This window comes from Fibrobacter intestinalis, assembly GCF_900167415.1.
In the GTDB taxonomy this organism is placed as follows: Bacteria; Fibrobacterota; Fibrobacteria; order Fibrobacterales; family Fibrobacteraceae; genus Hallerella; species Hallerella intestinalis.
On the sequence record NZ_FUWU01000014.1, the window covers coordinates 29,861 to 52,851 of the forward strand.

Genomic DNA, 22,991 nt, shown 5'->3' on the forward strand with positions numbered 1-22,991 from the left:
AATTTTCTAGCTTTGTTTCCATATGAAATTTTCCGATTTACCTTTAGACGAAAGACTGCAACGAGCCATCGCCGAAGCCAATTATACCCATCCCACACCGATTCAAGAAAAAGCCATTCCACCTATTTTAACGCGCAACGATTTAATGGGAATCGCCCAGACAGGAACGGGAAAAACCGCCGCATTCGCCCTGCCCATTTTACAAAATCTTTTACAGGATGGGGCAAGAAACACATCCAAATCCATTCGCACCCTGATTCTGCTCCCGACGCGCGAACTCGCCATTCAAGTTTCGGACTGCTTTGAAACCTATGAAAAATACACGAAACTGACCAGTGCCTGTATTTTTGGCGGAGTCAGCGATACGCCGCAAAAGCGCGCGCTTTCCCGAGGCGTCGATATTCTGATTGCCACGCCGGGACGCTTGCTGGATTTAATCAACCAGCGAATCGTCAGCCTGAAAAAACTCGAATTTTTTGTTCTGGACGAAGCGGACAGAATGCTCGACATGGGATTCATCCACGATATTCGCAAAATCGTCGGCCTTCTTCCGGCGCAGCGCCAGAATCTTTTTTTCAGCGCGACGATGCCGCCCGAAATCACAAAGCTCGCCGCTTCCATTTTGCGTTCAAACCCCGTACGAATTGAAGTCGCTCCGCAAAGCACGCCGATAGAGCGCATCCAGCAAGAACTCTACCGCATCGACAAACGGCGCAAAGGCGCTCTTCTCAAAGAATTGCTGCTCGCCCATCCCGAGATGAAAAAAGTTCTGGTCTTTTCCAGAACAAAGCACGGAGCCGACAAAATCGTTCGCGTTTTGGAAAAAGCGGAAATCACTTGCGCCGCCATTCACGGCAACAAAAGCCAGAACCGGCGTCAAGAAGCTCTTGGCAATTTCAAAACCGAGCAAATCCGCGTACTGGTCGCAACCGATATCGCCGCGCGGGGAATCGACGTGGACAATGTTTCCCATGTATTCAACTACGACCTGCCCGACGTTCCAGAAACCTTTGTGCATCGCATCGGTAGAACAGCTCGAGCCGGCAAAGACGGCGTAGCCATTTCGTTCTGCGCCCCGGACGAAGAACAGGATTTGCGGGCGATTGAACGCTTGACTCGCATTCAAATTCCAGAAGGCGATCCGAGCATTTTAGAAAAGCTGCCCCCGCCACAAAAGGAAACCCCTGAAAGCGAAGCCCGAAATTCCCGTTGGAGAACTGGAAAATTTTCAAACCGACGTGAAAAACGCCCGAAATCAAAAGAAGGCGCCGAAAGAAATCCAACGCCGAAACGCCCAGAAAATCAGCAGAAATTGCCCAAAACTTCCAACGGCAAACGCTTGGGTAGCCGAGCGCGCAAACGTCTGCGCGCAGAACAAAACAGAAACCGGACAAACGCCCAAAACTAAAGGTCTCCCATGACAAAGAAAATTCTGATAATGGTCGCCAGCCCGAAAAACGAAAAGAGCGGAACCCTTGTGCCGACAAAAGCATTCGTCGATGGAATGCTCGCCAATGGCGATTACGAAGCGGAATATGTTTTTATCGACCGTCTGAACATTAAGCCCTGCCGAGGATGCCTTACCTGTTGGGGTCGCCCGGACGGAAGCTGCTTTATCAAAGACGACGACGTGCCCGCAACACGCAAAAAGTTGGAAACCGCCGACGTTGTCATCTGGAGTTTTCCCTTGTTCCTTTTCAGCATTCCCGGACAGATGAAAGTGCTGATGGACCGCATCGTGGGAATGGTTCACCCCTATATGGGGCAAAAGCTCAACGAGCCGGACAGCATGAACAAGCCGATGCACGGGCTTCAAAATCAAAAACCGGGGCAAAAAATCATCCTGCTGTCCAGCTGCGCCTGGTGCGACTTGGATGTCGTTTACGAACCGATTGTTCGCCAATTTGATATCATTTTGGGAAAGGGCGGCTACACCCTAATCGCTTGTCCGCAAATGCGGGCATTGCATCACCGCGGCGGAAAACGCAGGCTTGACATTCTGCGCAAAAATTATGCGCAGGGCGGAGCGGAACTTGCCAAAACAGGAACGCTTTCTCAAGAGGCCATCGACTTGATGCAAAAGCCCCTCTTTGGCGAGGAGACTTACAAAGAACTCGTCGTGCAATTCGTGACTCACATGTTTGATCGGGACGACAATTTTTAATCCTTGCAAAGGCATCTCTGAAAATGGCTTTGACGATTGCTTCGACAAACGGTCCCTGAGTTTATCGAAGGGCAGCAGCCGTTTGTCAAACTAATCGAAGGGCGCTAATCACAACTTAGACTTGCCCCATTTCAATTCATCATTTTAAACAATAAGTTCAATACTTGAATAGTATTAGTCAAATTTTCCCCGAGGATTTAATTTTGGCAACATCAAAACGCATCGGAGAAAATATGAAATCCTATAAAATTCTGACTCTCGGCTTTGCCGCCATCACCGCCCTCCTTTTTTGCGCTTGCGAAAAATCGAACTCCTGCACTTACAATGAAGAAGGGGGCGAACTCATCTGCGTGGAAAAAATTTACAAGACCGCAAAAGTGGGAAACCATATCTGGCTGATGGAAAATCTCGCCCGCTTGTCGCTGACAGGTTCCAGCCACTGCTACAACGACTCCGCAAAAAATTGCCAGCTATACGGCAGCCTGTATCCCTTTGAAACCGCACAAAAAATTTGCCCCGAAGGATGGAAGTTGCCGTCTCAATCCGACTTTGAAACATTAGACGCCCAGGCTTTGCAAAACAGCAAAACGGGATTCCGCTATTACGACGGCAAATTCGTGGACTTAAACGAAAGCGGCAGTTTTTGGACCAGCGATTCCTACGACGATTCCCGCGCAACGCTTGTGCGCGTAACCGACAAGGTTTCTTACGAGCATTTCAACAAAAACATTTCCGCATCCGTTCGCTGCATCAAGAAATAGAGACGCATCGTCTGATTTTAGTTCGTGTACAATTTTCGCCTTTACTTTTTTTCAACACCAATCACGACTTCATCATTTTCCTGAGAAGCCTTGCGTTGGTCTTTACGCTTATCCCCCAATGCCCGAAGAAATTCCTTTAGGTAGAGCATCTTATTGTAAATGGCATCGGGGTCATTGCCCGGGATTTTGCCGAGAATTTTAAGGTCGTATTTCGGGATGGTCCGCCAATTCTGCAAATCATCTTGGATGATGCGCAGAAATGCATAGATGTCGCTGTCCGGGATGGCGACGTTCAAAGCTTCTGCAATAACCTTATTGGCTTTGGTATAAACGTCGTTCTTGGGCATTCCATGAGCCGAATCGCGTTCAATGCACATCGGATCCAGTTCGGCAATTTCCTTGTAAAGTTTCCAAAAATCGCCATCCATTGGCAATCCGGCCTCTTCACGCTTGCATTTCAAACGTAGCGCAAAATCTACGGCGTGAATCAATTTCCGCTCACCATTGCTATTCTGAAATACGCACCAAAGGAGAGGACCTTTTTTCTTGAGGACATAAAAGCCGACATTTTCTTCCGTTTTTGCAACGGAAACGCTCTTGATCCTGTTCGGGAGATTATTCACTTTTTCGGCAATTTCAGGATACATCGTCTGAATTTTTTTCCATTCCATGCGGATGGCCGTAAGCGGAGACATCTCCTCGAAATCGTCAGGATCGGCATTTACCTTTTCAAACAGTTTCGACGGCTGCGGATTGTCATCCTCTTCCGTCAAGACTTGAGCGTCTTCTCCCAGAATTTTGTAAATCATGGACATCTTGTTCGCAGCGATTTCTTTGGAATGGATGATGTCGCAACCTTGTTCCGTGGGGAAATAGTTGAAAATATACAGTTTATTGAAAATTTTGCAGCCGATACGGTTTATCCGTCCAACTCGCTGAATAACCCTGGTGGGATTCCAAGGAATATCATAGTTAATGACAAGTCCGGCACGGCTAAGGTTCAAACCTTCACTGAATCGGTCCGAGACGACTAGCACTTTATATTTGTCTTCTTGCTTTTGGGAAGAGAAGTCAAAATTTTGCAACACGACATCGCCAATAGAATCCGGAATCAACACGACTTTCTTCAAGCTTGATTTTTCGAAATAGTTTTTAAGGTGGTCAATGGTATCTTGATATTCCGTAAATACGATTACTTTGCGATTCGGAGCGGAATCCAGTTCGCCATGAGAGCCGTCAAGGACTTTTTGGATGATATCAACGAGTTGCAGCGCCTTCGGATCGTTCTTCAGCAAATTCAGGGAATCGATTTCCTTCAAAATACGTTCAAAAATTTCGATGTCTTTGTCCAAATCCGCAAGGAACTTGGTCTTGTCAAAATTTTTATCCGTCGCGTCGTAAAATTCGTCTTTGTTGCGAATGGTCTTGGCGGATTCAATGCTGTTCAACCAACTGAAAAAGTCTTTAAATTCTTCAGCGGAAGCATCATTCTCGCACAGGTCGCTGAATTTTTCCAAATACTTGCGGCTTTGGAAAACGATTCCCTTAACGACGGCAATTCGCTTTACCAGGCGGTAGTATCCAATAGCGTTTTGGACCGTCTTTTCAAATGCTCCGAAAGAACTTTCAAATCGGCGGACGAGCAATCGCCGCATGAACTTGTACATACCTTCCTGCTGGACATTATCGCTAAAATCCTCATCGGAAGAACCTAAATGGGTGTAAGCATAAGGCCTATAGGCTGCACCCATGAAATTGACATCGCTTAGATATTCATTGATTACGCGATCATAGAACTCGTTCTGTTCCTTGGACAACTTATAGAATTGCTCCTTCGGAGGAACCACTTTGGACATTTCCTTGACATCCTTGGCGTATTCGGGGTCCTTTTGAATATCGATGCGGTTTCTGCGGATGGTTACCGGAGCGATTATTTCACGGACTTCCTTAGAAATCCGCTTCATTTCGGCAACGATTTTCCGACGCAGGCGGAAACATTTAGACGGATCCGAAAAATCATCTCCCTTTTCGTATTCTTCACCAAAAAGAGACTTCCAGCGTTTTTTGCATTCGTTAGCCTGCGTTTTATCCATCAAGGGCAAATGAGCCAGCAGATAGTTCGCGGCATTAAATTCCATAGTCAGGTTCTGGAACTTTTCTTGCAAGTCGCCGCCGGCGCAAAGATTCGCACTTCCCATATCCATAAACAATTGCAGCAAGGAACCGAAATCGGCAGGGCTGTTATTGAAGGGAGTTGCGGTCAGCAAAATTACCTTGCGGCCATTACAGATTCGCCACAATTTTGAATAGCTGTCCGTATCCTGATTACGGAAACGGTGCGCTTCGTCGACAATGATCGTATCGAAGTTTCTTTCGTCAACGAATTCCATAAACTCGTCAAATTTATCGGATTCAAGAATCCCGGCAGAGCGAGCGTCCCAACCACGACTGGCAAGACCGAATTTTTGAAGATACATCTTCCAGCCGCTCTTGCCGTTATCATCCCCCACAAGACTTGGCGGGCAAAGAACGAGGCCAGAACCGGTCAAGAGATTTCCCAAGAGGCTTGCGACAATAGACTTGCCGAGACCGACCACGTCGGCGATAATCACGCCATTATATTTTTCGACAATATGCAGGGCGGAAAGGACCGCATCGGTCTGGTACTTGAAATTATTGTAACCGGCCTTTTCAAGAACCTTTGCGATTCGACTATCAAGAGTCTTTTCCTGGATTTCTTCCTTTTCGGCGATGGTTTTTAAAACTTTGGCGTATGCTTCAAAAGGAGTCACCGGAGCGAGAACCGATTCATTTTCCAGAATCCTGATGATGCGCGTTTTCACTTCTTCATCGTCCGTCAGGGGAACGGCGTCATCCCACCACTTGCCGAACAGCATGCTTGCCCGGTCATAATCAAAGCTGTTGAGATCGACGTTCACCTCGTTCTGCTTTTCAAGGGCGCTCCACGTAAGGTTTGCCGAACCGGTAAGCCAGTCCACCTCGTCGTTCTTCATGGTAAACAGGTACATCTTGGCATGGTTGGGTTCACGCGTCTTGCGGATTTCCAGTCGGCCTTCGCGGAGCAAATCAACAAACAGCTTGTTGCGTTCAAAAAAGGTTTCGTCATCGACGCCCTTGCTGGCAAACACATTGTGCAAAGAGCCGAGGAAAGCCTCCTTGTATTCCTGCGAGACCATGCCGCCATGGGTTGCCGCAACCTCGATGATTTTTCCCATGTGTTCTTCGGCTTCCATGCCTACGAGCACCTTGAGCCGAATATCGGGATTATCCCTTATGGCATCATGAAGCGGGCCAACACCCGAGAAATAGAAGTAGCCGACCAACGCCCGCAATTCCCTGGACTTGGAAATCAGCGACTGGAGGCGTTCCTTGAAAGTGATTTTGCTTTTATCCGTTTCGTTCGTAGTGAGTAAAAATTGTGGCATAAAACTAATTGCAAATAACGATTGATTGAGTTGTAGTTGACTTTCTTTTGATTTTTTGTTAAATTATAGTTATTGGGTCCTAATAAGGTGAAAGCGGGCTTCACGCCATGCGTTTCGAAAGAAACCTAGCCTTATACAAGGGTCCATTTTTTATTTTACCATCGGATTCTTTGATGTATAATACTTGAAGTCAAGAATGTCGTGGACTACCTTGATTTTGTCCTTCAAGTAATTATAGAACCTGTATTCTCCTTTTTCGTAAACACGCTGAATGCTCCAAAGGACATAGTCCGAAGCCTGCAGCAGAGGAATTTCTGCAGCCTGCTGGATCAAGATACGGATCACGTTTTTATTTTCGTGATGCCACTTGCTGCTAAAAGCTTCAATTGCAGAATCAATCGCGCTCTGCATGGTGTCCTTGCGGACCACGTTACCCAAAGCCGAAAAATAGCAATCGATTTCTGAATAAAGATGCAAGCGATTTTCAAGAAGATTCTTGACGACATACTTGTAGATTTCCGTATTCTTGAAATTAAAATGCTTCCTGAAGAACGTTTCTTTTTTGCGAAGGACTTCACAATAGTAGGTGAAATCTAGATCCTTTAGCAACCGGAACACCCTATCGCGAACTTCAGCGCAATCTTTTGCCGCGTGAAAGGCAACCTTTGTTTTTTCCATGGAAGGAATTCCCTGCAAAAGTTCATCTTCGCAGATTTCTTTATGCAGAGCGTTCAAGGCTTTGGTCAATTCTTTAGGATTCTTGGTTTCCAGATAGCCGACCATAAACACCTTGCTTGCCACCCCACTTTCAATGAGGTTCACACCATGACGGCCCAATATATTCGGGTCGCCGGCTTCGTCAAAATAGTAATAGGCTTTTACGTTTTCAGTTTCTTTCATCCGTACAAAATATACCCATTCTATGGGAATTATATATAATCCGCCACCAGATACTCGATTAAAAATTTTCTTTTTGTGGAGTCGGGCTTTTTTGTTCTTTCTCTCGCCTCCAGATTTTCTTTTTTTTTCGCAGACTGCGAGAGGCTCGCCTACGCATGAGCCTTGGAAGCTCTGCTTCCTTTAGGCGAATTGTCCCTTTCAGGGATACTTCAACTATGGAATCGGAGATTCCAAGTTTCAGGGATGCAAAGCCGCGGCGGGCGGAAGGGATAAGGGGGCTTCGGAGTTGACGCGTTGCGTCCGCGGCTGCGGCTCAGTAATGCCTTCAAGCAAGCTTGCGGCGCAACGTTCGCCTTGCACGCTTTTGCGAAGGCTCCCTTCCAGGGACAATTCGTCTAAAAGAGTAAAACTCTTAAGACTCATGGGCAGCCCCTTTTCCCTTCACCCTATCCCCCGCCACGCGTTCTTTCGAGCGCAAAGCCCCATGAGCCTTGGAAGCTCTGCTTCCTTTAGGCGAATCGTCCCTTCCAGGGATACTTCAACTACGGAATCGGAGATTCCAAGTTTCAGGGATGCAGAGCCCGCGCTCTTTGAGGCAAGCAAAGTGCCTGGACTTGCAACTCTTTCCGTTCGGTGTCATGTTCCTTGTGGAAATAAAAAATCATGTTTTTTATGTAGGGGTTCTTTATTTCTCTCCACTAATGTTTAAGAAACTCGGAGAATGCAAAAACTCTAGTACTTATAGACATAGACAAATCGGGTGGAGCTTTATATATAAGTCCACATTCTATTTGTCACAATCAAGACAGTCCTGTGTTGGCTAACAAATCTTACAAATCCTCGCCATCGACGCCCTTGCTGGCAAATACATTGTGCAAAGAGCCGAGAAATAGAAGTAGCCGACCAACGCCCGCAATTCCTTGGACTTGGAAATTAAGGACTGGAGGCGTTCCTTGAAAGTGATTTTGCTTTTATCCGTTTCGTTCGTAGTGAGTAAAAATTGAGACATAGATTCCTCTAAGTTGTTTCCTTAACGCTCCAAAAACCAGTCTTGTTGCTGCCAATACGGACTATAAAGCCTTTCTCCTTGAGCGTACTTATGGCGCGTTTAACTGTTTTTTCGCTAAACCCGAGTTTGTTTACAAGCTCCTTTGCAGTAATGTCATTCTGTTCTGTTATTGAATTCAGGATTAAATATTCTTTTTCCGACAGTGAATTTATAGGGTCATTTATAGGGCCATTTATGGGGTCATTTATAGGGTCATTTTGTACGTTTATAGGGCCATTTATGGGGTCAATATTAGTGTTTACAGTATCATTTTCGGCTTTTCCCTTGACCTTCCGCAGCAAAGTAGCCATGAAGTAGCCGGATTCCGCCTGATACTTGACCGGCTTAGTCCCGAATTCCTTACAAATATCGGCAATTCGCATGAGACCCGTGCCCCATTTTTCCACGATGTTCATTTTCTGGAAAATGTCGGCGATTTGCGTGTTGCGTACGCTGGAATACCCGCTGAGCACTTTTTCTAGGGTCAAGTCGCCGAAAATTCCGCCCGGATTCAGGAACTCGATTCGATCATCAAACACCGAAATTTGGATACACGACTTGTCCAGATAGTTGCGGTGCATCACGGCATTTGCCAAAAGTTCACGCACGGCTTCGGGCGGGTAGTCGTAAACATCCTTGCGATAAAGCCCCTTGATTTTTGCACCGACATTGGTGTGCCTGTAAATGAACTCGAAAGCATCTTCGATTTGCTGGTAAATGGGGCCATCAAATTCCTTGCGGTCCAGGAACACGGCGCGGGTTACGCCTTTGAATCTCGCGCACTGGATTTTGGCAAAATAGAAGTCGTTTGCCGCGAGGAGCCTGAAAGCGACACTGGGGAGCATTTTGCCGTCGCGTTCCTTGAGCAATCCCCAGCTGACGAGGTTTTCTACGGAAACTTTCTTTTGGCTGGTCGAACGTTCGGCGATGACTCGCCTCAAATCGTTAATCTGCTTTCTGGTTGCCGGACGGACACCGCGCTCCACGATTTCGTCGTAAGACTTGTGGGCGGTATAGAGCATCATTTCGCGGATTTTTTCGGGTTCCGCCTTGCGAGTGGTCGCTCCGACGCGGATATAGACTCCGCCACGCTCCCCTTCGGGCTTGTAAAAGTAGGGGGCATTGTCGCCAGGGCGAATTTCCAGAACGACTACGGTCTTGTTGTCGATGGTTTCGATATGCAGGTGCGGGAAAATTTGCGGGGAGCAGCTGTCGCTTATCTCGTTCGTGATACCGTCCATGAACTTGAACACGTTTTCGGACTGGATTCCCGTAATTTCAAGTGATGAATCCTCGACGCCAAAAAAGATGGAACCGCCCCTACCGTTGGCAAAGGCGATGGCGGTCTTGAGCCATTTCTTGGGGTCTTCCGAGAGTTCGCTACCCTTGAATTCCAGAACCTCGGATTCTCCCTTCTTGATTTCTTTGGCGGTCATTTGCAATATCTCCATGCCGTGAATATACTTTATTCACTATGGGCACGCAAACCCTACAAGTTTTCCCCCTGAAGGAAGTCATCATCCGTGGTCGCAGAGCCCTGAGCTTGTCGAAGGGCTCCTGCTTTATTTACGTCATTGCGAGCCTCGTTAGAGGCGCGGCAATCACCCTCCACGATGGCGATTTCTTCCGGAGTGAGCCCGTAGAGTTCGTAAACCAGTTTGTCGATTTCGGCTTCTTGTTTGGAGGTGTCGGCGGAGGGATTTTTCTTTTTGGCGGCGAGGATAGAATCGACTTTCAAAGAAACAGCCTTTTCAATAGAGCCAAATGATTTAGGAATAACCATACAAGACAGATACGGGGCAGAAAAAGGCAAATAGCCACCAGCCATCTTCAAGCCTTCAAAGAAACAATTATAAACCATATCAAAGACTTTTGAATGCACCCACGCCAACAAAAAATATGGAGAACATGTTATCGTATGCAAACAATTTGTATTTACAGAGGCGTATATACCAAATTCATCATAAACACCCTCAAGACGAGAAGCCATTTTAGCAACAATGATCTTTGTTGATTTATACGTTAAAGTACGATTTTTTAAAATCTTCGCATCATCGGTCAAATAAGGAGTTAAATACTTTTCTCCCTTATCAACGAGATATCGAATTCCCCACAAAGACACATAAGGATCAATGGTCCCAGTATTCACCAACCTCAATGATGTTTTATTTTCAGATATATAATTATGAAAATAATCAGCCTCACCCGCAGTTGATGTAGCATTTATCTTACAAACGCTTGTTAACGGAGAACTGCTATCTATGATTTTTTTCACCAATTTATACTTATCCGACAACAAAAATCCCCATATATTTTCAGGCAAAGAAGTTAGTGTATCAGACGAAAATTGAGAAACAATCCCACATTCGTTTAAAACATTAAATAAATATTTCTTTTTAACATTCTTCTTGTAAACCGTAGTCACAATTGGATATACTGAAGCATTAAAGCACTGTGTTCTAGAAACATCCCAAAAAGAAATAAACTTTGAATTATCAATAAAGAATTGTCTTAAAGCAACACCATAATTTGCACACAAAAACTTATTTGGCGTTATAAAAGACAAAACACCATCATCTCTTAATAAATTCAATCCACTTTCAAAAAAATAGACATAAAAATCAACAGCACCTTTGGATGTCTTAAAGAAAGACTTTAACAAATTATACTTGTCCGTGCCCATTTGTTTCTTTAATTCATTCGCATTAACATACGGCGGATTCCCGATAACAATATCAAACCCGCTCTTCCCCTTTCGATCAAATACATCCCTAAAATAGGTGTGCCACAGGAAGAACTTGTCGTTGGGCAACGGCAGCGCGTCTATCGCCTTGCTTTTTTCCGGGGCAATGTGCTTGATGTAATTCTTGACATTCTGGTTGATGTCTTTCTTCAGGTGTTCCTTGACGTTGTAGTCGTCGGTCTTGTAGAAACTATTCAAATCCTTCTGGATTTGCTCCATGGCCTCTTTTTCGTCAAACACCAAGGACATTTGCTCGCTCGCTTTGCTTCGGCTACGGTTCTTGCTTTCGCCGGCAAGAGCGCTCAGGTCAATGCCTTCGTAACTTTCGAGCAGGCTGTTGCCCTGCATAATCTTGTATTCCAAATTGGGCAAAGCGTCGGGTTCCGTTTCGTCCACCACGAGCGACAACCAGAAACGGAGCTGGGCAATATCGACTGCCCCTTTTTCGATATCCACGCCATAAATATTCTGCTGGATGATTTCCCGCTTCAAAGTCGCTTCGGGGTTCTTGCTTTTCTTTTGTACAACGCCAAGTTTCAAGCGAATTTTGTACAGCAAATTCAAAAGGCCCATGGGGAACGCGCCGCTACCGATGGCGGGGTCGCAAATTTTCACTTCGGAAAGTTTCTGGTCAAGGGCTTTCTTTTCCTCTTCCGAGAAAGATGCCGCATTCAAGTCCGCCACCAGGGAACGGATAGCAGATTCTCCGCTTTTCTCGGCATGACGCAACTGGGGGCATTCGTTTTCCAGGTAGGCAATGAGGGACTCGTTGCACATATACCCCACGATTTCCTTGGGCGTATAGAAGGCTCCCTTGTCCTTGTTGTCTTCCAGAAGGTTTTCAAAAATTTTTCCCAGCATTTCCGGGTCAACGCTGACTTCGGCATCGGTGGGGTCGTTTTCATCGATGGTAAAGTTGAATCGGTCAAAGAAATCGAAGAGGCCGCAAACCTCGTCGTTGAAATAGGGTTTGCGCCGTTTCTTCCAATTTTTGATATCGGGAGCCTTGCGTTCCGTATTGCCAAATTTCTTGTTGTGAAAAACGGAAGCCGGCAGGGGAAAATTAAAATTGTCGTCCTTGTCTTTGTCGAACAAGCCGCAATTCAAGAAGGGGAACTTCCATTTTTTGAGAGAGGAGTTTTTTAATTTTCGCTCGTTTTCCTTCCGGTTGAACGAGTAGAAAAGAACCTCTTCCAAAACCTTATCCACGAAATCGTTCTGCTCTTCGGGCGAAACATTGTCGAACAGGTGTTGCAAAAAATCCTTGTCGCCGCCATTCCAGCCACCTGTTCCCACAGGAATGCCGAGCCAGCCCTTCTTTTGCAGGAACTGGATAAACACGAGGCGTCCCATCAACTTTTTCACATAGTTCCGGACGGCCTTTTCCGCATCCGCATTTCCATAGGCTTCGACAAATTGATCGAATATGGCGGCATGAGGGGCGCTCATTTCGGTGCGCTCGTACTTGTTCTTCTTGACTTCGATATAGCGGGCGCCGGTCACATATTGCACAATATCTTTATAGAATACCTTGTATTCCCGGAAAAAGTCGTCGCTGAGTTTTTCCACGTCAAAGGCGTTTTTTAAATCTTCATAGGCGGAAATTTTTTTGCAAATCCGGGTGCGGAACGTGTTGTTGCGGGCTCCCGCTTCCACATAGAAACTCTGCCGGCGATAATTGTTCAGTTCCATTTTGCCCGCAGAAATTTCCGCACTCACCAACGAAAGTCTAAAGTTTCCAAGTTCGTCAAAGAAAAAGAACAGCCCTTGCGTAAATGCTCCTTCTACAGGGCCACTACCGACATAAGGCTTGGCAAAGACATCTTTCAAAACCGCTACGGACTCGTCGAATTGCTTGCGGCGAGAGCTGCGTTCCGAAAGGATTCCGCCCATTTGCTTGGCACAACAAATAACCGGTTTGGAGCGTCCATCCGAGGTTTCCAAAATTACAGAGCCCAAAATATTCAACCCATCCATACGAGTCTTTTGTTCGGAACCGCCAAACTTCGCTATTATCTTGCCCTTGCGCGTCTCGCCGGGGAAAAGCGTTTTTAAGAAGTTGACAATACGGATTTTGTCGCAATCTTTGATGATTTCTTCAAACTCGCGAGATGTAGGCATAAAAAGCTCCTATTCTATGCAGGAAATATAATCATAATAGAATGATGAAAAATGTCAAAACATTTTTTTATTTGCGGATTATCGTCGCGAAACAAATCCCAAATCCAGTTGCTAAGTTGCTATTTTTACCGAATGCATTACGTTTATATGCTCCTTTGTCAAGGAGGTCGCATTTATACCGGTTACGCAACCGATGTGCAAAAACGTTTTGAAGCGCATTGCGCCGGCAAAGGCGCCAAATTTACGCGGGCATTTCCGCCGCAAAAAATTCTGAAAATTTTTGAACTGGAATCCAAACACGACGCCTTACGCTTGGAAGCCTTCATCAAAAAATGCGCTCCAGAAGCAAAGCGAAATTTCGTCGCGTTGCCCAACGGAAAACTGCCCGATTTTTAATGCGCTTCGAGCCAGTTGGCGCCAAAGCCGACCGAGGCGACGAGAGGCACTTTGAGGGTCATCGCCTGCTGCATTTCGCTCTGCACGATTTTTCCCAATTCGTCCGCCTGATTTTTGGGGCATTCAAAAACCAATTCATCGTGAACTTGAAGCATCAGCGTGAGCGGCAATGCGTCCCGTTCAATACGCGATGCGATGCGAATCATCGCCGTTTTAATGAGATCGGCGGCACTTCCTTGAACAGGCGTATTGACCGCCATGCGTTCCGCCATCTGGCATTCCGTTCTGTCCGAAGAGTCGATGCCCAGAATAGCGCGTCTGCGTCCAGAAAGCGTTTCCACATAGCCATGCTCGTGCGCAAAATTCTTGATTTTTTCGATATAAGCTTCGACGCCTTGGTACAAATGAAAATAGCCGTCGATAAAGGATTTTGCTTCGCCCATGGAAATATGCAAATCGCGGGACAACCGAAACGGAGTCATTCCATAAAGCACACCAAAATTCACCACCTTCGCACGGCGGCGTTCGTCCGCCGAAACTTCTTCGGGCGATTTGCCAAACACGGCAGCCGCCGTCAGCGCATGAATATCCGTTCCGCTGTTATACGCTTCAATCAATTTTTCGTCTTCGCTCAAATGCGCAAGCATCCGGAGTTCAATCTGCGAATAGTCCGCAGAAAGAATCACTTGGTTTTCAGGATCCGCCGGGACAAAAGCTGCGCGGATTTTTTTGCCTTCCTCCGAGCGAATCGGAATGTTCTGCAAATTCGGATCCCGGCTGGACAAGCGACCGGTCGCTGTTCCCCATTGGACAAAATTCGTGTGAATGCGATGCGTTTCCTTATTGACCAAAGTCGGCAGAACTTCCACATAAGTGTTCTGCAATTTTTTCAATTCACGAAAATGCAAAATCGACTGCAACAAAACGGTTTCTTGTTCGCTCAAATCGAATTCATTCAAAAGACGGTCGAGAACGGCGCTATCCGTGCTGCGGCCCGTCGCCGTTTTTTTCAAGACCTTCAATTTCAAATCGTCATACAGAACTTCGGAAAGTTGTTTGGGTGACCCGATATTAAAAGGCTTTCCCGCAAGCTGATAAACAAAATTTTCCGTTTTTTCAATGCGGGCAGAAAAATCTTTAGAGAGTTCTTCCAACGACTTTAAATGGACGGCGGCTCCGTTTTCTTCCATATTGAAAAGCACTTTTAAAATCGGCATTTCCGTTTCGTTAAAATGCTTTTCCAAATTGGCCTGCGTCAGTTTACTTTGTACGTAATTCCACAGTTCATAAATCGCAGCGGCGTTCTTTGCCGCAAATTCGCCGCCCTCATCTACAGATACGCGAGAAAACGGGATTTCATTTTTTCCATGCCCGACTAAAGATTCTTTGGAATCCAGTTCCCTGCCGACAAATCGCATGGAGAGTTCTTCCAATTCGTATTTGGATTCCCCGGGAGAAAGCATCCAAGCCCCGATTTGCGCATCTAAAATTTCTGCGGGTTCCACGCGTTCATCCATCGCCCGAGAAAGCACGTGCAACGTCGTCTTGGCCGAAAACATCCGCCATTTTTTGGACGCAATCGTGAATACAGGTACAAACCAATCTGCAAAGTATTCCGTATCGATATTGTTCAGCGGGATTCCCATATCGTCCGTATGTCCCAGCGGAACATAGAAGCCGCGATTCGGTTCTACGGCAAACGCTACGCCGACAATGGCCGTCTCCATTTGATTTTCGCCGTCAAACATGACCGCTATCGAAGGCGACTCACAGGATTCCACCGCCGCCTGCATTTCTTGAAAAGCCTTGGTCGTGCGCACCATCACCGTTTCAAAAGGCTTGGCACTTCGCTTGGGCAATTCGCTCGAAAATCCCGCCTTGGAAGGAACGTCTTCTAAAAGTCGCAGCAGACTGAAAATTTCGTTTTCCTTGAAAACGGCGGCAAGCGCATCGCTTTCGATGCCGTGAAATTCCAACTCTTCCAAGGTTCCTTTAAACCCTCGGGACGATTGAATCGTGACAAGTTCCCGAGAAAGAAAAGCGTTTTCCTTGCCTTTTTCCAGATTGTCGTGCAAACCCTTTTTGGAAACTTTATCCAAATTTTCATAGAGATTATCGATGTTTCCAAATTCCAAAAGAAGCTGTACAGCCGTTTTCGGGCCGACTTTTGCGACACCGGGAACATTGTCGGAACTGTCGCCCATCAAAGCCAAATAGTCGCGGATCTGTTCCGGGGGGACTCCGAATTTTTCTTGAACCTGTTCCGGGCCAAAATCAATGCCGTCGGCTCCCTTCTCCAAATGGAAAAGATGAATTCTATCGTTCACCACCTGCGAAAGGTCCTTGTCCTTTGTCACTAGAAAAATCTGCTCGATGCCCTCTTTATACGCCACTTCCGCAGCAGCAGCCATCACATCGTCCGCTTCAAATCCTTTTTCAGAAAGAACAGGAATACCGCTGGCCTGAATCGCTTCTTCCAAAAGCGGCAGCTGCCTTGCCATTTCTTCGGGCATGGGACCTCGATTCGCCTTGTATTCTGGATAGAGTTCATGGCGAAAAGTCGGAGCGTTCACGTCGCGGACAATGGCAAAATGCGTCGGCTTGTGCTTGGCGAGCAATCGCAAAACCGTCCCCCAGTAACCGTGAACCAAAGAAACATCCAATCCATTCTTGTTGATCAAAGGATTTTTGGCATAGGCATAAAACATCCGAAACGCCAGAGCATACGAATCCAAAAGAAGAAGTTTTCTCGGACGATTTTCCATTTTCTACTCCTCGTTATAGCTGGAATAATAAGCTTCCAGCTTGGGGCGACATTCTTCATAGCACTTTTGCAAATTCGGATCGAATTGGGTGCCCATGGATTCCAAAATGATTTTATCCGCTTCGGCAAAAGAAAACTTTTTCTTGTAGCTGCGCTCGCTGACCAAGGCGTCATACACGTCGGCAATCGCCATAATGCGGGCTTCCAGCGGAATCTGTTCGCCTTTCAATCCTTTCGGGTAACCCGAGCCATCCCAGCGTTCATGATGGAAGAAGGCCATGTTCTGGGCGATTCGCTGCATCTCTTCCGATTCCACATTCGACAGCACGTTTTTGATAATTGCCGCCCCGATTTCCGCGTGGGTTTTCATCACTTCATATTCTTCGGGCAAGAACTTTCCCATTTTTGTCAATATGGAATCTTTAATCGCAATTTTTCCCACATCGTGCATGGGAGCGGAACGGATGACATTATTGCAGAAATCTTCCGAGACTTGCCCATTTGCGTTTTGCCGGATTACGCCGACTAAAATTTGAACAGCATGGGCGACGCGTTTTAAATGTCCACCCGTGCTGCCGTCCCGGAATTCCACCATATAAACCAGGCCGAGCGACATCTGCTTTTGTATCGAATGAATTTGGAGATTCTTTTCCTTTAAATCGGTCAAAGACGAATTGTAACGCCCCAAAAGCGAACTGTATTGCTGCATCTGCACGTCCTTTTCTATCCGCAGCAAAAATCCCTTGCTGCCATATCCGTAGCTTACGGAGCGCACCAGGCATTTGAAAAAATCATCCCCAATTTGAAAATAGGAGAGGTTCTGGTTCATGGAAACCGCCCGATGAATCACATTCAAAAACGCCTTAAAGCTCTCGTTGGAATCTTTAAGGACGGAATCGATTCGACGGTGCAAAAGTTCCGGAAAATAGCGAAACGCCAACTCATTCGCTCCCACATAATGATAATCAGGAGTAATGGAAATATAGGCGCAAAAATTATTTTTTTGAACTTCTTCAATGATCAAGGAATTCAAATCATACCGTTGGAAACGGCTCGCGGCAAATAAAAGAATTACTTCGATAATCACATAGCAAGCGGGCATTACCAGCGTATCGGTTCCCAACGCACGAGAAACGATAAATGCTTCGCCGCAAACAACACCGATGAGCGATGTATAGGCCAAATTATAAATAGGAATGTTTTTCTTTCGGATGCAAGCGTAAAGCCAAACGCCCATGCACGCCGCCATATAAGAGAGAAACATGACATTAAAGCAAACATGAAACGGCCCGTATTCCACAGCAAAATTGCCAACGCCCATCGTCGTGATATATTCGACCTTTTCATAGAACCACGGTTTGTATCCCGTCGTGCAAGCCATTGTAAAAACAAAAATGCTGGGCAACAGCAGCAACAAATAGGTTTTCCGTTTCAATCGAATCTGGCAGACATCAAGGACTCCCAAGAAAATGAACATCGGGAAAAATGCCGCTCCGATATAAGCAATTTTATTTGCCAAAATCGCTTCTTCCACATTGGTGGACAGCGCCAAAAACAAATGCCCTAATTGCGCGATTGCCAAAAAATGAAAAACAGACGAATAAAAAAAGTTTTCTCTCTTTTTCGGGAACAAGCTATACAAAATAAGCAAGTTCACGGCGGAAATTACACACATCGCAATCAAATAAAAAATCACCATAATACAAAAATAAAAAAGCGAACGGAGGTCCATTCGCTTTTCTTTTTGCAAAAGTCAAAAATGCTCTATAAACGGATAGAGATTTTTTCTCGCATTTCTTTTACCGTTTCTACCGCCTTTTCTACCGAGTTCGCCCGGGCCAATAAAACGCCCATACGACGGTGCCCTCCGACTTGCGGTTTTCCAAACAGGCGTAGTCCCGTATCTGGATTTTCCAGCACTTTCGCGAGATTGCCAAATTCAACCCGATCAGATTCGCCGTCCACAACGATCGCCTTGGAAGCGGAAGGACCGCGGAAAGCGATATTCGGGATTGGCAAGCCTAAAACAGCTCGAGCGTGAAGCGCAAATTCCGAAAGATCCTGCGAAATCAAAGTGACCATTCCGGTATCATGCGGGCGCGGACTCACTTCGCTGAAAAGGACATCTTCTCCGCAAACAAACATTTCCACGCCGAAAATGCCACGACCGCCCAAAGCGTCCGTAATTTTTTTCGCGATGTCCTGCGCTTTAGCCAGAACGGATTTTGCCATCGGCTGCGGCTGCCAAGATTCCTGATAATCCCCATTGACCTGATGATGCCCGATGGGTTCCAAAAAAGAAGTGCCTCCCACATGACGCACCGTGAGCAAGGTGATTTCATAATCGAAAGGAACAAAGCCTTCGACAATCACCCGGGATGGCTGTCCCGTACGTCCCTGGCTCTGCGAAATTTCCCAAGCCTTTTCGACATCCGCTTCGGTTTTTATGGTGCTTTGCCCATGCCCCGAAGAACTCATAACGGGCTTGACAACACAGGGGATGCCAACCGATTCCACCGCTTTTTTGAAATCGGCTTCGTTGTCCGCAAAACGATATGGCGAAGTCTTAAGGCCCAATTCTTCCGCGGCCAGCCGTCGAATGCCTTCGCGATTCATCGTCAAGCGAGTCGCCATCGCCGTCGGAATCACATTGTAACCTTCCTTTTCCAATTCCAAAAGGGTCGGCGTAGCAATCGCTTCGACCTCTGGCACAATGTAGTCCGGTTTTTCGAGTTCTATCACCCGACGCAATTCGGAGCCGTCCAGCATATTAACGACATGGCTGCGATGCGCCACCTGCATTCCGGGCGCATTAGCATAACGATCAATAGCAATCGTCTCGACGCCCAAACGCATCATTTCAATGATTACCTCCTTACCGAGTTCCCCCGCGCCACAAAAAAGAACACGGGTCGCCTTGTCGCTGAGAGGAGTTCCAATTGTTCCTAGTTCTGCCATCCTATTCTCCAGTTACTTTTTGTTTTTTCCGGAAGTGCCTTTTTCGTATCCATTCAAGCAAGAAACGGCCTGACTATTGCAAGGAGTTCCCTCCCGGAAAGTCGTTTCGCCGTCCGATTCAAAAACCGCATGAACCATACGGACAAAATCATTCGAAGCCGACTTGCCCACTGTCACCTTGTAATAGAGTTCGTCGTCCCGAGTATAAACAAGAATCGTCGCGGTTTCACGGGAATTCCATTTGCTCTTTACCGAAAAACCGTAAGGGACCTCTTGAACCGTGAACGCCTGCAATGCGGGCATTTCGATTTCAAAGTCCTTCCAAGTGACAAACTTGCCCGCTCGCCGCGCTTCAAAAAACGCCGAAGAATCCTTTTCGTTCATATCGCCCATGACACGATTGATCTGGCCGTCGTAAGCCTCTTGAAGCAGCCGCAGTTCCTCTTCCTGCAAAGTCAATCGTTCTTCCGAATCCATCGCCCAGAGCGGAATCGCCCAAAAAATCGCAAAAACAAAAAGCCATTTATACATATTACAACTTTAAAAATAAATCTTCTCTTTTGAAAAATGCTTTGTGCAAGAACAGCTTTTAGGCCAAATAAAAAAGCCGGAATGTTCGCTATATGAACTCTTCCGGCAAAAAATTCTGGGCATCGTCTGGAGAAAACGCCCGGATAGAATTTTAAGGGCTACCGAAGCACCAGCGTTTTTGTCAAAAGCGTTTTACCGTTTTCCGAAACGACTTTGACAATCCACTTGCCCGCAGGAATTTTGGAAAGCGACACATTAGCATTCCCCGAAACCGGTTGCTGCAAGCACAGTTTTCCATTGACACCGAGCAGAGATAAAGTGCTTTGCGCCGGAGCCTGTACAAACAAATTCCGCGCGCGAAGTTCCACCGAAGCGGCCAGCGTTTTCAGATTTACCTTTGTCGGAATCGGGAGGATTGTCCCCTTCGGAGCTCCGACAACGAGCCCTCGTCCAACAGTGCTCATATAGACCACACCAAAATGGTTCATGTCGCCCTGTACAAAATTGCCGTTGCCCGGACCGCCGAACTGATGTTTATCGTCATTGATGCGTTCCCAAGTTTTCCCTTTATCCGTGGAACGGTAAATGCCCAGAGGATTCTCCGCTCCGCCGGCAATGCCCCAAATGAAAATCGTCTCGTAATCCGCGCCTTCTTTCGCTTTGCCGATTCCCACGGCAATCGCCGTATTCACTCCAGAAACGCGATTCCAAGAAGCTCCGCCATCTTCCGTATAGGCCAGACCATTTTCGGAATACCCTTTGGCAAGCCAAACTTGAGACTGGTCGAGAGGCACCCACAAATGTCCTTCCTTTCCGGGGACCGTGCGAATCAGACCGCCGCCATTATAATATTCGCCCGTGGATTCGTTTTGCAAACGGGCATCCTGCTTCAAAAATGTTTTGGCTTTGTCCGTCGATTTGTAAAGCGAACCCATCGAATTGACAACATAAAATGTATTGGCGTCCACGGGGTCTGCAACAATTCGCGCATACTGCGTCTGCTCGCCCGTATTGACGGATTCCCACGTAACGCCATTGTCTTCGGAGCGGTAAACCGTTGCGCTCTGGTCGGGGCGATGCAGCATCACTTTGCCGTCCGCAGAAAGAACAACCAGGCCTTTGGAACCTTTGAGATTCGTTTCCACAGAATCCCAAGTTTTTCCCAAATCGTCAGAGCGATACATGACATTGTAATTGATGGATTCATATTGCCCGTAAACCGTAATCACTCCGGTGCGCAAAAGCGTTCCAGATTCCGCTGCATACGCCATGCTTTCTGTCGTTCCGATTGTAGGCGTGTGGCGCGGATAACTTTTTTCGACATCTTCATAAACAGCGCCGTCATAATCCCCAATCGCCGTAACCAGCGGTCCGTTCGGAATGCTCACGATATCGAGAGGGACCGTTTCTTCAATTCCCTTGGACTGGAATTTCCAAAGCGGGACAGCCGCTGTAATATCGTCCGTCTGGAAAATGCCGTTTCCACTGGTCACCCAAACCTGTTTGGAATCAAAAGGGTTGAATTCGAGGGAACCCGCCCAATGAATCGCATTGCCCGGAATCCAGGCGGTTCCATTTGCATCGACATTCACGCCCGCATTGAAATCTTGCCCATGAATCCACGTTGTGCCGCCGTCCGTAGAAACGTAAATGCGGTCGCCGTAATTATCCTTTCCATTTTCGTAAAGATGCCTGCCGGTGTACTTGCCGACCGTAGAAACGACAATGTGTTTGGAATCGTTCGGATCAATCGCAATGCCGCCGTAAGAGCTGGCGTCTTTTTCTCCGCCATTGGAAGGCGTAATATCCGTCCACGTTCCTGTTGCAACATTGTATTTGTAAACGGCTCCGCTATTGACGCTATGCGGTCCCGGGCCATCGGCATAAGTGATATAGAGATTTCCTTCAACCAGCTTGGCGCGGTGCGGCATTAGATTCGCGGGGCCACCCGAAACGACCGTCCAAGTTTTTCCGCCGTCCCGACTGACCTGCAAATTGTCCGAGGTTTGGGATATGCCGATGTAAATCGTCGAGGAGGAACCATCGGCAAGGGTGCTTTGTGAATCATCAAAAAGGACAAAGCTAATGCCATTGACATTGGTGAGAGAATTTCCTGTGGCACTGGAAAGGGCGACTTCATAAATGCGATTCCATGTTTTGCCGTAATCTTCGCTTTTATAAAGCCCTTTGGTTCGGCTACCGCACAAAATAATGTTCGACATATTCGGATCGACGGCAAGTTTTTCGCCGGTTTGCCGACCCATGCCGTTTCCGTGCGCCAGCATTTCCACATAGCTCGTGTCCCAAGTCGTTCCGTAGTCTTCACTGCGAAGAACCGCCGTTCTGCCATCGCTAAAATATCCCGTTCCCGCAAGAACGTAAATTCGTTTCGGATCCTTGGGATCCAGCGCAAACGCTTCCGTTCCGTATAATCCCTTGTCGTTTTCCGAAATCCAATCCATCAAAGGAATCCAGCGGCTGGCATCAAAATTATAACGGTAGATGCCGCCGACATCGGTTCGGGCGTAAAGCACATTTTTCTCGGTCGGGTGAAAAATCACCGCGCTCACAAATCCGCCACCGTCAAAGCGGACATTGCCCCAATCATAAGATTCCGCAGCAAACGCGGAAACTCCGAATCCGAAAACAACCGAAGTGAATATTTTTAGAAATCGCATGATAAATCCTTTTGTTTAGAAAGAAAATATATTCTTTTTAGGGCGGGATATATAAAACACCTGCCGATTTTCTTGGTCAGCGATTGATGTGCTTCGACTAGTTCGACAAGCGACTGCTGTGCTTCGAGAACCGGTCCCTGAGCCTGTCGAAGGGCAGCAACCGGTTGTCGAAGCACACCAACCGGTGCGAAAGTCATGGCAAGGAAAAAATCGGCGAAGCAATCTTCAATCACGCAAAGGATTGCCACACCGCAATCCGTTTTTCGCTTGGGACAGCGAATGTAATCATTACAAAGCCCGACGCACGTCTGAAACGCCGAATGTAACCATTACAAAGCCCGACGCACGTCTGAAACGCCGAATGTAACCATTACAAAGCCCGACGCACGTCTGAAACGCCGAATGTAACGGAGTCAAAAAGACATAGGGAATGCTTCAAAGCGCATCAACAAGTTAGCGGGGCACTTCGGAGTTATCAGTT

The 22,991-nt window shown here is 46.9% G+C and carries 16 protein-coding genes; 4 read left to right on the forward strand and 12 right to left on the reverse strand.

The window, feature by feature from the left end; genetic code table 11:
* The first annotated feature begins 22 nt into the window (after positions 1–22).
* From B5D40_RS05385 to B5D40_RS05395, 3 genes are all read left to right on the forward strand, one after another.
* Positions 23–1,408, forward strand: coding sequence for a DEAD/DEAH box helicase (locus tag B5D40_RS05385; protein WP_078776084.1), 1,386 nt, complete (start codon positions 23–25; stop codon positions 1,406–1,408).
* A 9-nt stretch (positions 1,409–1,417) separates the two neighbouring features.
* Positions 1,418–2,164, forward strand: a complete 747-nt coding sequence (locus tag B5D40_RS05390; RefSeq protein ID WP_078776085.1) for a flavodoxin family protein — start codon at positions 1,418–1,420, stop codon at positions 2,162–2,164.
* Positions 2,165–2,397: 233 nt separating this feature from the next.
* Positions 2,398–2,925 (forward strand): FISUMP domain-containing protein, encoded by a 528-nt coding sequence (locus tag B5D40_RS05395; RefSeq protein WP_078776086.1) that lies wholly within the window; start codon positions 2,398–2,400, stop codon positions 2,923–2,925.
* Between the two features lie 41 nt (positions 2,926–2,966).
* Here B5D40_RS05395 and B5D40_RS05400 read toward each other — a convergent pair whose 3' ends face one another.
* From B5D40_RS05400 to B5D40_RS05420, 6 genes are all read right to left on the reverse strand, one after another.
* On the reverse strand, positions 2,967–6,371 hold the full coding sequence (locus B5D40_RS05400) for a helicase-related protein (RefSeq protein WP_078776087.1): 3,405 nt from the start codon (positions 6,369–6,371) through the stop codon (positions 2,967–2,969).
* Positions 6,372–6,521: 150 nt separating this feature from the next.
* The gene (locus tag B5D40_RS05405; protein WP_078776088.1) at positions 6,522–7,271 is read right to left on the reverse strand and encodes a DUF3800 domain-containing protein; all 750 of its coding nucleotides are present in this window, start codon (positions 7,269–7,271) and stop codon (positions 6,522–6,524) included.
* A 237-nt stretch (positions 7,272–7,508) separates the two neighbouring features.
* Positions 7,509–7,694 (reverse strand): hypothetical protein, encoded by a 186-nt coding sequence (locus B5D40_RS15245; protein WP_143394514.1) that lies wholly within the window; start codon positions 7,692–7,694, stop codon positions 7,509–7,511.
* Between the two features lie 397 nt (positions 7,695–8,091).
* A complete protein-coding gene (locus tag B5D40_RS05410; RefSeq protein WP_078776089.1) occupies positions 8,092–8,280 on the reverse strand; it encodes a phospholipase D-like domain-containing protein in 189 nt (62 codons plus the stop codon).
* A gap of 8 nt (positions 8,281–8,288) precedes the next feature.
* Complete coding sequence (locus B5D40_RS05415; protein WP_078776090.1) at positions 8,289–9,770, reverse strand: AlbA family DNA-binding domain-containing protein; 1,482 nt, start codon at positions 9,768–9,770, stop codon at positions 8,289–8,291.
* Positions 9,771–9,808: 38 nt separating this feature from the next.
* On the reverse strand, positions 9,809–13,183 hold the full coding sequence (locus B5D40_RS05420; protein ID WP_078776091.1) for an Eco57I restriction-modification methylase domain-containing protein: 3,375 nt from the start codon (positions 13,181–13,183) through the stop codon (positions 9,809–9,811).
* A gap of 132 nt (positions 13,184–13,315) precedes the next feature.
* On the opposite strand from B5D40_RS05420, the gene B5D40_RS05425 reads away from it, so the two are divergent.
* Positions 13,316–13,579: a GIY-YIG nuclease family protein gene (locus tag B5D40_RS05425; protein WP_233134330.1), complete on the forward strand. Its 264-nt coding sequence runs from the start codon at positions 13,316–13,318 to the stop codon at positions 13,577–13,579.
* On the opposite strand, the gene polA is transcribed toward B5D40_RS05425, so the two are convergent.
* From polA to B5D40_RS05455, 6 genes are all read right to left on the reverse strand, one after another.
* Positions 13,576–16,344, reverse strand: coding sequence for a DNA polymerase I (polA, locus tag B5D40_RS05430; protein WP_078776093.1), 2,769 nt, complete (start codon positions 16,342–16,344; stop codon positions 13,576–13,578). The two genes, B5D40_RS05425 and polA, sit on opposite strands and share 4 nt — an antisense overlap.
* Positions 16,345–16,347: 3 nt before the next feature.
* A complete protein-coding gene (locus B5D40_RS05435) occupies positions 16,348–18,075 on the reverse strand; it encodes an HD domain-containing phosphohydrolase (protein ID WP_327077732.1) in 1,728 nt (575 codons plus the stop codon).
* Between the two features lie 32 nt (positions 18,076–18,107).
* The gene (gene purT / locus B5D40_RS05440; protein ID WP_078776095.1) at positions 18,108–19,301 is read right to left on the reverse strand and encodes a formate-dependent phosphoribosylglycinamide formyltransferase; all 1,194 of its coding nucleotides are present in this window, start codon (positions 19,299–19,301) and stop codon (positions 18,108–18,110) included.
* A 12-nt stretch (positions 19,302–19,313) separates the two neighbouring features.
* Positions 19,314–19,832, reverse strand: a complete 519-nt coding sequence (locus B5D40_RS05445) for a hypothetical protein (protein ID WP_078776096.1) — start codon at positions 19,830–19,832, stop codon at positions 19,314–19,316.
* Positions 19,833–19,990: 158 nt separating this feature from the next.
* Positions 19,991–22,510 (reverse strand): WD40/YVTN/BNR-like repeat-containing protein, encoded by a 2,520-nt coding sequence (locus tag B5D40_RS05450; protein ID WP_078776097.1) that lies wholly within the window; start codon positions 22,508–22,510, stop codon positions 19,991–19,993.
* Positions 22,498–22,758, reverse strand: a complete 261-nt coding sequence (locus B5D40_RS05455) for a hypothetical protein (RefSeq protein WP_143394513.1) — start codon at positions 22,756–22,758, stop codon at positions 22,498–22,500. The genes B5D40_RS05450 and B5D40_RS05455 overlap by 13 nt, the downstream gene beginning before the upstream one ends.
* Positions 22,759–22,991: the final 233 nt, after the last annotated feature.